The 13,259-nt window shown below is 48.1% G+C and carries 12 protein-coding genes; 10 read left to right on the top strand and 2 right to left on the bottom strand.

Features of this window, described 5'->3' with window-relative positions:
- Positions 1 to 179: 179 nt before the first annotated feature.
- The 10 genes from P6910_RS25635 to P6910_RS27050 all read left to right on the top strand — a co-directional run bounded on the left by P6910_RS25635 (position 180) and on the right by P6910_RS27050 (position 11,578).
- Positions 180 to 1,586, top strand: coding sequence for an integrase family protein (locus tag P6910_RS25635; protein WP_317144064.1), 1,407 nt, complete (start codon positions 180 to 182; stop codon positions 1,584 to 1,586).
- A 145-nt stretch (positions 1,587 to 1,731) separates the two neighbouring features.
- On the top strand, positions 1,732 to 3,381 hold the full coding sequence (locus P6910_RS25630; protein WP_317144063.1) for a class I SAM-dependent DNA methyltransferase: 1,650 nt from the start codon (positions 1,732 to 1,734) through the stop codon (positions 3,379 to 3,381).
- Positions 3,381 to 4,691 carry a restriction endonuclease subunit S gene (locus tag P6910_RS25625; protein WP_317146592.1) on the top strand — a complete coding sequence of 437 codons (1,311 nt, stop codon included), beginning with the start codon at positions 3,381 to 3,383 and terminating at the stop codon, positions 4,689 to 4,691. Before P6910_RS25630 ends, P6910_RS25625 begins: the two co-directional genes overlap by 1 nt.
- Positions 4,692 to 4,743: 52 nt before the next feature.
- Entirely contained in the window at positions 4,744 to 6,207 is a 1,464-nt protein-coding gene (locus P6910_RS25620; RefSeq protein ID WP_317144062.1) for an ATP-binding protein, read from the top strand.
- Between the two features lie 411 nt (positions 6,208 to 6,618).
- Positions 6,619 to 9,975, top strand: a complete 3,357-nt coding sequence (locus tag P6910_RS25615; RefSeq protein WP_317144061.1) for a type I restriction endonuclease subunit R — start codon at positions 6,619 to 6,621, stop codon at positions 9,973 to 9,975.
- Between the two features lie 14 nt (positions 9,976 to 9,989).
- Positions 9,990 to 10,691: a SprT family zinc-dependent metalloprotease gene (locus tag P6910_RS25610; RefSeq protein WP_317144060.1), complete on the top strand. Its 702-nt coding sequence runs from the start codon at positions 9,990 to 9,992 to the stop codon at positions 10,689 to 10,691.
- A 31-nt stretch (positions 10,692 to 10,722) separates the two neighbouring features.
- On the top strand, positions 10,723 to 10,851 hold the full coding sequence (locus P6910_RS25605; RefSeq protein ID WP_317144059.1) for a hypothetical protein: 129 nt from the start codon (positions 10,723 to 10,725) through the stop codon (positions 10,849 to 10,851).
- A 15-nt stretch (positions 10,852 to 10,866) separates the two neighbouring features.
- Positions 10,867 to 11,061 carry a hypothetical protein gene (locus P6910_RS25600; protein WP_317144058.1) on the top strand — a complete coding sequence of 65 codons (195 nt, stop codon included), beginning with the start codon at positions 10,867 to 10,869 and terminating at the stop codon, positions 11,059 to 11,061.
- A gap of 78 nt (positions 11,062 to 11,139) precedes the next feature.
- A complete protein-coding gene (locus tag P6910_RS25595; RefSeq protein ID WP_317144057.1) occupies positions 11,140 to 11,280 on the top strand; it encodes a hypothetical protein in 141 nt (46 codons plus the stop codon).
- 73 nt (positions 11,281 to 11,353) lie between these two features.
- A complete protein-coding gene (locus tag P6910_RS27050; RefSeq protein WP_410493863.1) occupies positions 11,354 to 11,578 on the top strand; it encodes a hypothetical protein in 225 nt (74 codons plus the stop codon).
- Positions 11,579 to 11,991: 413 nt separating this feature from the next.
- Here P6910_RS27050 and P6910_RS25590 read toward each other — a convergent pair whose 3' ends face one another.
- Together P6910_RS25590 and P6910_RS27045 are read right to left on the bottom strand one after the other, a co-directional pair.
- The gene (locus P6910_RS25590; protein WP_317144056.1) at positions 11,992 to 12,999 is read right to left on the bottom strand and encodes a hypothetical protein; all 1,008 of its coding nucleotides are present in this window, start codon (positions 12,997 to 12,999) and stop codon (positions 11,992 to 11,994) included.
- A gap of 67 nt (positions 13,000 to 13,066) precedes the next feature.
- A complete protein-coding gene (locus P6910_RS27045) occupies positions 13,067 to 13,243 on the bottom strand; it encodes a helix-turn-helix transcriptional regulator (RefSeq protein WP_410493862.1) in 177 nt (58 codons plus the stop codon).
- Positions 13,244 to 13,259 lie beyond the last annotated feature (16 nt).

Raw genomic sequence — 13,259 nt, 5'->3', positions numbered from 1 at the left:
ATTTCAACTCATAATGTCTCTCTGAAGCCCTCTGTTCATAGGGTTTGTAGAAAATTTCAGTTTCATACGCTAGCATAAAATCTCACTCCATATCGAGAGAAGTGGGGACTAGAGTGGGGACTAAATCGGGCGTATCTCTGCTACTTTTTTATCAGTGCAGTAAAGCTTCGGACTATCCAATGACCCAATATTCACCAAAGCAAATCGAAAACATGATGGTTAATGGCCAGAAGAAGGCCAAGCTCAGTGAACCACTGGGAGGTCGAGGGGAAGGTACTCTCATTTTTAAGCAACAGGGGCAAGAGGTTGAAGCTTATTACCGTTATCGTCATCAAGGAAAGGACAGGACACTTGCCATTGGGCGCTATGGTCAGGCAGCAAAAGTTGGCATGACCCTGCCTGAAATCCGGGATAAGGCCAGAGAGCTGGCCAGACTTAAAAAGGAGATTGCGCCTGTCGATTTAAAAGAGTACCTGGAGCTGGATCAGCTTGAGCGTCTTCGCCAGCAGGAAGCTCAAAAGAAGCAAGCGGAAATGGAAGCCAAACTGGGCAGCTTGAAAGACTTGTGTGAATCTTATGTGGCCAGTCTTGAGCGTCGGTCAGCAGCTTCCTCCAGGGATGTCAAGAATTGCTTGTCCTTTGACTTACTATCACCTTTCCCAAAATTATGCAGTCGCAAGTCTAATGACATTACCACCGAAGACCTGATGCCGGTCTTTCGCCGTATGCTGGAGCGTAAAGTCACTACAAAGTACAACCGCTTCAGAAGCTTTCTGATGGCGGCCTTTAACTTTGGCATGAAGTCTGATTATGACCCCAGGCATCAACTGGAAAGTGGTAAGCGCTTTCATATTCAGTTCAATCCTGTCACAGCCATTCCCAAGTACGCAGAGTTTGAGCGAGTGAGGGATCGTACTTTATCTAATGCCGAGATTTGTCGGTTATGGCATGACCTGGAGCAATTCAAACAAACTTGGAGTCCGCTCTATGGCCTCTTGTTGAAGTTTTGTCTGGCCTGTTATGGCAATCGCCCGGAGCAGCTCAACCATATTCAATGGACAGATATTGACTGGCACAGGAGAGTGCTGAGATTCATCGATACCAAGGGAAAAAATGCAGTACCCAAGAAACGAGTGATTCCACTGACTGACAGGGCACTCTCAATACTGGAAGAGGCTCGTAAAATAGCAGGTGATTTCAGTGGACCTTTTATGATTACCGGGAAATCACCCATCGATGTATCTAATCTGGGATCACTAGTGAGTGAGTATAACGACAGCTTGCAGGATCGGACTGTCACTGAAGGACAGTGGGTTCCGGAGCGCTTCACCGCCAAGGATTTGAGAAGAACCTGCACCCGGCTTTTTACTGACCGAAGGGTATTGAAAGAGCATCGCTACCTTTTACAGAGCCGGGAAGATGGCAGCGTAGAGTCCAGGCACTATGACCATGATGACCGGCTGGAAGAAAAGCGGGATGTTGCCAAAATTTATGATGATTATCTGGGCAGTATTCTCAACGGCTCAAGTACCTGCGATGAAGATCGCACAGTGGTGGACATTCAACACTATCGGGAGCTGGCCTGATGGCTGGGCCAGTTTCTCTAATGAAGTCATTCTATAAGCGTCACCTTTCCTGTAATCTAACCCGATTATCAATCAGTCATTGGCCGTATCCCTGCTGAACACATCATCTCCAGCAAATGGCTAACAACCCAACCGGTTACCCTACATGTCTCAGGAAAAGCTTACCCTAGAAACCCTTGAATCCTGGCTCTGGGAATCTGCCAACATCATGCGCGGTTCCATCGACAGCTCTGACTTCAAAAACTACATTTTCGGCCTGATTTTCCTGAAACGGTTTAACGATGTCTTTGAAGAGCAGGTCGACGCTATAATGGCCGACGAAGAATGCTCCCGTGAAGAAGCCATTGAAATAGAACAGGAAGATGGCGATTACTTTGTACCTGAGCACGCCCGCTGGGGTTTTATCACCAGTCGCACGGAGAGCATTGGTGAAGCCATTGATGAAGCCTTTGGCGATATTGAAGCCCAAAACAGCTACCTGGAAGGAGTGCTGACCGCCATTCAGTTTGGTGACAAGGCCAAGTTGGGTGATACCTTGCTCTCTCGTCTGCTGCGCCACTTTAACCAGTACAATCTGGGTAATAACAGCCTGTACAAGGCAGATATGCTGGGCGATGCCTACGAATACCTGATCAAACAGTTCGCTGACGACGCCGGTAAAAAAGGTGGGGAGTTCTATACCCCAAAACCCGTTGTACAATTGCTGGTAAATCTGTTGGACCCTCAGCCGGGACATACGGTCTATGACCCAACCTTTGGCAGTGGCGGTATGCTGGTGGAAAGTGCCCATCATGTTTCTCAACAGCCAGGCGGTATTATTGCTGGGCAACCCAATGCAGTGCTTTATGGTCAGGAAAAGAACCTGGGCACCTGGGCCATCGGAAAACTGAACCTTTTTCTGCACAACATGCGTGCTGAGCTGGAACGGGGCGATACCCTGGTGAAACCGCTGCATCGTGAACAAGATGGCATTAAATGTTTTGACCGGGTGATTGCCAATCCGCCGTTTTCTGCCAAAAGCTGGTGGACACCTGTTGAAGTTAACCGCCCAAAAAAAATCGACAAAAACGGTAAGGAAAAGGAAGTGCCGCCCAGTTACAAGAAAGAGGTCAAAGACCCGTTCGGGCGAATGGGCTACGGCATACCACCCCGTGGTTACGCTGACCTGGCCTTTGTTCAGCATATGCTGGCCAGTCTGAAAGAGAATGGGCGAATGGCCGTAGTGCTGCCCCACGGTGTGCTGTTTCGTGGAGGTGAAGAAGGGAAAATTCGCACCGGCCTGCTCCAGGGCACCAAAGAGCTTCCCGGTGACCGCATCGAAGCCATTATCGGCCTGCCTTCTGCCCTGTTCTACAATACCGGCATTCCCGCCTGTGTACTGATCCTTAACAAGCAGAAGCCCGAGAACCTGAAGAATCGAGTGATCTTTATCGACGCCAGCCGGGAGTTTGCCGAAGGTAAAAACCAGAACAGCCTGCGACCGGAAGATATTGAACATATCCATGATGCTCACAGTGCTGCCTTCCACAACAATGCCGAAGAAGAGAAATACTGCCGTGTGGTAGAGCTGGCCGAAATTGAAGAGAACGATTTTAACCTGAATATTGCCCGGTATATTGATACTTCGGAGCCGGAGCCTGCAGTTGATATACCATCTGTTTTAACAGAGTTGGGAGTGATCAGTGGGCAGTTGGCAGAAGTGGATGCGGAGCTGGATGGGTACCTAGAGGAATTGGGTTTAACTTCCACCCGTCATTCCCGCGAAGGCGGGAATCCAGGTACGGAGGTGGCGTGATGGGAGTTATGCAGCCTGAAGGGTATAAAGAGAGCCCTGTTGGAATTTTACCCGTTGATTGGGAATACACTACTATAAGCAAGCTTTGTAACGTTAAGCGCGGAGCTTCTCCACGACCAATTAGTGATCCAAAATGGTTTGGAGGAGAGGTTGGTTGGGTTCGTATTTCAGATGTGACGCAAGCCAATAAATACTTGAAAACAACTGTAGACTTTTTATCAGATGCTGGCGTAGAAAAGAGCGTTCGGATTAATGTTGGAGAGGTGATCCTGACAATATGTGCAACTATCGGAGTTCCAATTATTGTTGATACCGATGTTTGCATTCATGATGGCTTTGTGTGGTTTGATGGTCTATCAAGTGCTATCGACCGTGAACATTGGTATTACTTTCTCTGCTCAAAAACTGAAGAATTTAAGTCATATAAACAAATTGGTACGCAGGGAAATCTCAATACTGCAATTGTTGGAGCTGTGGAGTTTGGTCTTCCCCCCCTCCCCGAACAAAAAAAAATAGCCCAAATTCTGTCCACAGTGGACAGCAAACTGACCCTGATCGACCAGCAGATCGCCGCCACCCAGACCCTGAAAAAAGGGCTGATGCAAAAGCTCTTTTCCGTGGGTGTGGGTACGCAGGATGCCGATGGGAACTGGCAACCTCACACTGAGTTCAAGGACTTAGAGTTGGGTCGGATTCCTGTTAGGTGGCAGCGAGTGCCGCTATCGCAAGTCGCTGAAGTTCGAACCGGTGTGGCGAAGGGTAAAAAAGGGCTCAAAGAGTCCATAATTTTACCTTATCTTCGAGTAGCGAATGTAAAAGATGGTTACCTTGATTTGGATGAAATAAAAACCATTCAAATAGAGAAGACTCAGTACTATAGATATGCCCTGAAGTCAGGTGATGTATTGATGACTGAGGGCGGGGATGTCGATAAATTGGGTCGTGGTGATGTCTGGAACGGCCAGATAGAGCATTGCTTACACCAGAACCATGTTTTTGCCGTACGTTGTCAGCAAGATGTACTACTGCCGAAATACTTAACGAGTCTTGCCGGAAGCGCCTATGGGAAACGCTATTTCATGGGATGCGCCAAGCAGACTACTAATTTAGCAAGTATTAATTCTACACAGTTGAAAGCGTTTCCGGTTGTTCTACCGGCTATTGAAGAACAAGTGGAAATGGCGAAAATCATTTCCACTGTTGACCGTAAGCTTGATTGTCTAACAGACAAGAAAACCCAAACCCAACAACTAAAAAAGGGCTTGATGCAAAAACTGCTGACCGGGCAGATTCGGGTAAAGGTAGCATGAGACTGACCATGAATAGCATTACACTGGAAGTGTTCTATCAGGAGGAGCGTGGATGAGTGAACCGCCGGAGCAGTATTTGCAAGGACTATTGCGGGAGTTGCTGGCGTTACCGGCTGAAACCGAGTGGGTTGAGTTCAAGCATAACCAGATCAAGGCCGATGATCTGGGGGAATATATATCCGCCCTGAGCAATGGCGCTGCCCTGGCGGGCAAGACCAATGGCTATCTGGTCTGGGGGATCAACGATGCTGACCATGAAGTGATTGGTACGGACTTTGTGCCAGCAACCGCCCGACGTGGGCAGCAGGAGCTGGAAAGCTGGCTGTTGCAGAAGCTGTCGCCTCGCATTCACTTCGAATTTCATAGCCTTACCGTTGATGACAAACCGGTTGTCATTCTGGAGATTGCCAAAGCAGCCCATACCCCGGTTCAGTTCGACGCTACCGAGTTTATCCGGATAGGGAGCTACAAGAAAAAGCTGAAGGCGTTTCCGGAAAAGGAGCGGGAACTTTGGCGGGTCTTTGATGCGACACCGTTCGAAGAACTACCGGCCCTTGAGCAGGTGGATGACCAGGAGGTATTGGCGCTGCTGGATTACCCCACCTATTTTTATTTGCTCGAACTGCCTTTGCCTGACAACAGGGCCGGTATTCTGGAAAAGTTAGAGCAGGACGAGCTGATTACGGCTAACGAATCCGGAGCCTGGAATATTACCCACTTGGGAGCCTTGCTGTTTGCCAAGGATCTGGGGCAATTCAAGAAACTTAAACGTAAAGCCATCCGTGTCATTGTCTATAGAGGCAAGAACAAGCTGGAAACCCTTCGCGAACAAGTAGGCAGCAAAGGCTACGCCAGTGGCTTTGAAGGTTTGATTAGTTTTATCAATACACAGCTGCCTCGTAATGAGGTGATAGGGCAGGCTCTTCGCAAAGACACCCCAATGTATCCAGAACTGGCCATTCGAGAGCTGGTGGCCAATGCCCTGATCCATCAGGATCTTTTTTTCATGGGTACCAGCCCAATGGTAGAGATCTTTGAAGATCGGATGGAGATTACCAACCCGGGAAAACCTCTGGTGGATACAGCTCGCTTTCTGGACAGTCCTCCCCGTTCCCGCAATGAAGGGATGGCTTCTTTGCTGAGAAGAGCGGGCATTTGTGAAGAGCGTGGCAGTGGCATCGATAAGGTGGTGGCCCAGACAGAACTGTTCCAGTTGCCTGCCCCATTGTTCGAGACCGGAGAAGACTTCACGCAAGTGGTTTTATTTGCCCATAAAAATCTCAACGAGATGGATCAAGGTGACCGTATTCGTGCTTGCTATCAGCATGCCTGCCTGAAATGGGTCGAACGGGGTCAGATGACCAATGCTTCACTCAGGGAGCGTTTTGGCATTGATCCGAAAAATAGCGCCATAGTTTCCAGGGTGATCCGAGACGCGCTTGGAGCCCAATTGATTCGTCCTTTTGATGAAAACCAGGGCAGAAGGAATGCCAGATATGTACCTTCCTGGGCATGAAGGTTTATTTGATGGCCAGTTGAAAAACAGCACAGTACTTGCTTTGTTTTTTTATAACTTATTGAATGTAAAGAGATTTATTTATTTGATGGTTATTTGATAGAGGTGCCCGTCATGAGGGGGCAGTCTCCACTTTTCACGGTTGGCTGAGTTGCTCCATTTTATTTGATGGTTATTTGATGGATAGGGGCATTTTTCTGTCTATAAAAATATAACCTTTTGAATATAAATAGTTTTTCTATTTATGCTTTATTTGATGGTTATTTGATAGCAAAGCCACCGGGAAGGCACTTAAGCGAAAAAAGCGGGTGCATGGCACCAAAATACGAAATAGGAAAACACCTCTGGTGAGGTACGGACGGCCGTGGTAGGGTCAGATGCGACGACTGCTGCCTGTGAGACTCCCCCCCTATGAACAGGGATGCCATACCCTCTTCCTCCCCCGAGCTGGAAGGCGTTGAAAAGCCCGCTATCGCCTGGTTGCAAGTACTGGGCTACACCCACCTGTCTGGCAAAGCAGTGGGTGAGCAACAATTGCACCGCCACCTGCCTCCAATTTTGTCTGATGTGCTGACGGATCGGTTGCTGGCGCTTAATTCCTGGTTAGCAGATGTAGTGAGTGGGGTTGAGGCCGTCTTAAGGGAACTTCGCAAATTCTGGAACGATAATCTGATGGAGGCCAATCAGAAGTGCTGGGAGTCCATCATTCATGGCAGCGCGATTCAGGTCAAGGATGCCGAAGGCCGCCTCCGCAGTGTCTGTTTTTTCGATCAGGTTCAGCCATTAAAGAATGCTTTTCACGTAGTAGATCAGTTTGTTGGCACCAATAGTGAGGGTGACGAATTCCGTCCGGACTTGCTGTTGTTTATTAATGGTTTGCCCATGGCAATGATTGAGTGCAAGGCCAGTCACATCAAAATCAGCAAGGGCATTAACCAACTGTTGGCGTATCAAAACAGTCATCCACGACATTTTGTATTTAATCAGGTCTGTACTGCCATCAATCGTAATCAGGCTGTGTACGGCGCTATTTTTACACCAGAAGCTTTCTATTTCCGTTACTGCCTGGAAGCCGGTGAGCTGGCACAGGTGACCCGAATAAAAGGAGCCGAACCCAATGAGCAGGACAAGCTGCTCTGGGCGCTCTTTGAACCTTCCCGTTTTGTAGAGCTGGTCTGCCAGTTTGTACTGTTTGAGCTGGATGAAGGCAGAACCATTAAAAAACTTCCCCGTTACCAGCAATGGCGGGCCGTGCGTAAAACCATTGCCGGGCTGACTTCCGATAAACCCACCGGTGGTGTGGTTTGGCATACCCAGGGCAGTGGCAAGTCCCTGACCATGGCTTACCTTGCCCGATATCTGAGGGCTCAGTGTCTGGGCTTGAACAATCCCAGCGTACTGGTGCTGACTGACCGTACTGACCTGGACCGGCAAATATCCAACACCTTTGCCAACATTGGTATGAGTCCAATGAAAGCGCCTTCGGTAGCCGGACTGGAACGCATGTTGTCTAACGACTATGGCAGTGTTTTTACCAGTACCGTACAAAAGTTTCAGGAGCGGGATGGCAAGCCGATTAAAGCCGCTGCCAAAGACCCTCAGGCGGAAAATGAAGAGCAACAAACCCGAGTACGTCGGATTCTTGAGGAAGGGGCGTTTTATATCTGTGAAGATATAAACATGCATTACGGCCAGCTCAATGCTGACGGCACTGCCAAGCCTAATAAGTGGGTGGAACAAAGTCGGGAAGCGGTGGATTTTCATGTGCTGACCACCAAGCCTAATTTTTATGTGCTGGTGGATGAAGCTCATCGCAGTCAATACGGTTTCCTTGCCGCCTTTATGCGTGCCAGTCTGCCCAATGCCAAGTTTGTTGCCTTTACCGGTACACCCCTGTTCAAGGATGACAAAAACACTCTGAATGCTTTCATGGGAGAGAGTGGTTCGGGAGATTATATTGATACCTACCGACTGGATGAGGCAGTGGCCGATGGCGCGACACTCCCGATCAAATATCAGGAGGGCATGACTGAGCTGACGGTAGATCCGGAGCTTGATAAAGCTTTTGGTGATCTGTTTGGACAAGATGACGAGGCCCGACAGAAGCAGCTGAAACAGGCTTTATTGAAAAAACGGCGCACGGCAAAAGACCGCATTGATGAAAATGCCCGGTACCTGATCGAACACTTCCTGGGCTGCGTCAAGGCGAAAGGCTTCAAGGGGCTGTTGGTCTGTGATGGTCGGGACATGGCGGTGCGCTATAAAGATACACTCGATGCGATGATGACTGAGAGGGCTACAGCCGGGCAGGAAATATTTGAGAGTCGGGTCGTGATCTCACTGGGTGGGATTACTGAAAACAAAACCGGTGTTAGTGAAGCAAAGGCTGCTTATGAAGTGCATGGTATACAACACAAACTGCAATCCATTGAGGAACGAATACGAGATGAGTTAAAGGAGGGTAAGGAGCCGGTGGCTGTGCCTACAGATGCTATACCTGATCTGGTGAATAACCTGTTCAAAAAACCGTATGGTGATGAAAGCCAGAACGATGAAAATACGGTCAATGTGAACAACATTGGTCTATTGATTGTCTCCGATATGTTACTGACAGGCTGGGATGCCCCCATTGTTAACACGCTCTATCTTGATAAACCTCTGAAAGAGCATACCCTCTTGCAGGCTATTGCCCGTGTAAACCGGACTCGCAAGGGCAAAAATGCCGGTTACATAGTTGATTATTATGGTGTGGTTGAAAGTCTGGATCGGGCTTTGTCGATTTATGGCGGCGAGGTTAAGCCCGAGCAGATCTGGACTGATATCAACAGCGAACTGCCCAAGCTTGAGGCAGCCCTGCAAAAAGTGCTGAATCTGCTACCCAGGAAGCACGATCTGCTTAAACAGTCAGAGCTGTATAAAGAGGATGCTGATCTTTATCTTGACCCGGATGTCCGGCTGGATATTGTGGATGAGTTTCTGGCTGCATTTAAGGAGTTCAATGCCCGTCTGGACGTAGTTTTGCCTGATGAACGTGGAGCCCGCTACAAGCCTTATTTCAAAGTGCTGGGTGAGATCAAGCTGGCATTGAGAAATAAGTTGCCAGATGATGCTCATAAAGGTCCTCTGAACCAGCTTGAGTCAGAGCTTCTGCAACAACTTCTTGATGAACATATTGAGGCGGATGATGTACGAAGTCTGCTGGGTAAGGAGGTCTCCATCTTGGATGCCAGAGATATGGAGCGGCTTCGTAAACTGAAGAGTCTTGGCAGTCAGGCCCTGACCATGAAAAACCAGCTTAAACATACCATTGCTACCGGTAAGCAGAAGAACCCGGGTTTTTTTGGCCCTCTTGAAGAAGCTTTGAAAAAGCTGATTGAAGACGAGAAAGAGAAGCGTATCGAGCAGGCCGAATTTCTTCAACAGCTAGAGCTTTTCAGTCAACAGGTTCGGGAGAAGTCATCGGGGGCTCAGCAGGCTGGTTTTAAGACACCAATGCAAATCGCTGTGTATGATTACCTGAGTCACCAATTCAGTGAGCAGTTTGGCAATGGTCAGGCCAGTGTGTCTGCCAGACAGTGGACTCAGGCTTTATTCGATGATGACAGCATTGGTGCTGTGCTCGCCAGCCCTATCTGGAAAGAGAAAAAGGAAATTCACAAAGAACTCCAGAAGCAGATTCGTAAAAAATTGAGGGCATTGTCGGGATGGGATATGGGGACGGCCCGGCAACATGCGTCTACGCTATTTGACATTATTTTGAACAACTGAGACGAATCAGCCTGATGCCCGTTTACCAGTATGGCACCATAGCGATCACCTGGGTTTTCCAGGAAGAGCCTGAATTGAAGCGACACTATGTCACCGTTGAGCGGGGCAAACCGGTTTTGTTGCGAGGCCCCCGGGCGTCAGAGAGCGAACAGTTGGAACTGATTCGTTACCGGGCTAGATGGATCAAGCAGAAACTGACCGAGGTTAACCAGCCTCTGAAAGTTGAGTTTGTCACTGGCAGTCGTCTGCTCTATCGGGGGAAAACATGGTACTGCGTTGTTGAGCCTGCTTTGGAGCTGCCTCAGGCATTGATCAGTTTCAATCACAGCCGGTTCTTCATCCAGTCACCGGGAGGCCACAGTTTGTCCAGAGATGCCCTGAAGAGTGCCAAGGAGCGCTTTTTTCGTGACAAGGCCAGGGAAAAGTTGTTTCCAAGAGTTCGATACTGGCAGCGGCAAACAGGTCTGGAGGCAAAAGATACAAGGCTGTTCAATTTCCAACGCCGCTGGGCTAGTTGTTCAGAAGATAACGTACTGGAATTCCATCCTCGCTGCATGGAGTTTTCCCCCTCGGTTCTGGATTACGTGATTGTCCATGAGTTATGTCATACCGTAGAGAAACAGCACGACAGGGCATTCTGGAAGCTGGTCAGTCAACATTATCCGGACTGGGAGAGGTGCCATATCGAAGTTCAGCGTTCCGGGCTTGAAGTTTGAGTAATCAGGATGAAAGACAATGGAGTAAAACATGACTGGATGGATGATCCGAGCGGGAATGGGTGGTCAATATTTTGAGGATTTTGAGCGAGGGTATTTAGCTATTGGCTGGAATGACCTTGGTGATTTGAACCAGCTCAAAGAGCTTTCTGCTTTGTGAGAGACTTACATTCGTTTGTATGGCAACAGCAAGCCAGGCCGAACCTCTGGCGCTGTTCATGTACTGTGCAAGTTTCGTGATGAAATCAAAAAGGTAGACTTGATCACCAGTTACAGCCCAGAGCGGCGTGAGTATCTAATTGGTGAAGACTTGGGTGAGTACGTTTGCCTGGATAATGATCAGCGAATCGATGACTATGCCAATGCTTGAAAAGTTAGATGTTTTGAAAAGGTAGCCAGAGATCAGCTGTCACAATCAACACGTAATTCTCTGGGTTTCACATTAACCTTGTTCTCGCTGTCCGATGATGTGTGCCAGGAGCTTCTCTCTGTTCTGGAAGCCAGATCCAAAGCTGTTATAGAAGATTCTGAAGAAGTGATTGATGATCTGAAAGCGTTGATGCAGGACACCATCTCTTGGGTGTCATGAACTGATCAAAGACAAGATTCATGCCCTGAACCCGGAAGAAATGTAGCATTTCTTGGCGGCTGTTTTGCGAGCCATGGGCTACAAAACCAGAGTCTCTTCAAAAGGCCCCGATCGTGGTGTCGATGTGACGGCACCTCCTGATGACTTGGGTTTAACACAACCCAGAATCAAGGCCGAGGTAGAACATCGTACTGGTAGTATGGGGGACACGCAATCAGAAGCTTCCTGGGAGCACTCCGTGAGGGTGATAAAGGTTTGTATTTCAGTACCGGTAGCTTTCAAGAGACGCTCGGTATGAGGCTGAGCGCACAGTCTTTCCAGTGTCCTGATTGATATGGATGACTTGGCTGATTTGATCGTCACTCATTATGACCTGTCCGATACGGAAGGTCGTGCCTTCTTGCCAATGGTGAGAATTTATTGGCCTGCCGAGTAAAAATTGGGGACGCTATGGATCTGCTTCTCTCTGTATGACCCCCTATTCTTGTTGTAAGAGTCTCGCTGGGACTCCATGTCCAGTATGGGGGGAGTCCCCCCCCTTCCTCTTCTTTTGGCTACTCAGCATTTCAATAGACTGCACTTTTAGTTCAGGTTGCTGATGAAATAGGCAGTAAGCCCACGTCTATAGAAGTCAAATAAAGGGTTAACCTAAGTCCTCAAAACTTATGTATATGTACATAGCTGCTGGCTATTGATCATGGCCGGGTCTTTCTAGGAAATACCCACTTCAGCTCTTTTTCTTTCTACCATTTCAGCAATCTCCTCTTTACTCATGGTTATTGTCTCAGGTTTTATCAGTAGTTTTTTTGCCGCTAACTCTCCCTCTCTCGTCAGGGCTGGTTTATGGACAGCTGGCAAACTGTTTATTGATGAGGAAGGGGGAGGATATTCAGTGGTGTTTTCAGGATGCTGCGAAGCAGCATGATTAACCGGAGCGTTAGCGACCAAAGGCGAAGCCTTACCCTGATTAACCCTGGAGCGAAGCGACTCATTATCGAGAGTCTCTGAAAAATAGTCGCTATCCAGAAGGAACCGAAGGTTTACGAGTTGACCTTGGTCTACTCTCCAGGGTGTTAGCCTGTCAATTTGCTCACAAGCCCTTTCCAGGTGATGAATCAGAGAGTCGATTCCTCCATATCTTTCAATGAAGTGTAGGATTTTCTGATCCAGATTTTTTGATGGTGTATGCCAGTCAAGAGCTATGCAGAAGCTATTTTTATTCACGGTTTCTTGCCAGCGTGCGAGAAACTGCTTTAGTTTCAATGGGAGTGAATTGTCACTCGAAAGTCCAATTGCTCTTGTTGAAGTAATCTCTGCTGTATTGTCATGAGTAATACATGAATTAGTTGGTCCTTTTGGGGTGCTCTTGAGAACCCTTTTGGGATGATTGTTTGATCCTTTAGGGAGTGCTTCTGTTTTATCCAGTAGCATATTTATGGGGGTAATCAGTTCGTAGTGGCTTCTCTGGGGAATGCCTTTTCTGGTGACTTTGACGTGTCCATTTTTTATGAGCAGTCTTTTGGCGTTTTTGAGAGCCTTGATACCAATATTCAGTTCATTAGAAAATTCCTGGTCTGTTTTATATAGTAATCTGCCGCTGCGTTTTTCCCACCAATAGTCTATTTGAGCCAGTAGTAATGCACTATTGGTGGAGCCAGTGATGGCACTAAGTACCGGGTAGTAGGGAATGATAACGTGCTTTTTTTTCTCTGTTGTCATAATGCTTGTCTGGTTGAAAACTACACGGTTATTGGGTTGCATACAGGTTATTGCATGGCGAATAGGATTAGCCTAGGGACTGCTCCCATTTTTGCAGCGACGACTCAGACCATCGAATGCACCTGGAGCTGAATCGGGCAGGTGCAGGAAAGCGGCCTGACTTGATCCAGCGGTAAAGAGTGGTATTACTGATTTTGTACCGGGTCAGCACATGTTGGCGTGGGTGGTAGGTTTCCTTGGTCATCAGGTTATCCCTCAAT

Source organism: Endozoicomonas sp. 8E, from assembly GCF_032883915.1.
GTDB lineage: Bacteria > Pseudomonadota > Gammaproteobacteria > Pseudomonadales > Endozoicomonadaceae > Endozoicomonas_A.
Note: the sequence above shows the minus strand (reverse complement) of the source record. Positions and strands in the feature narration are given on the sequence as shown.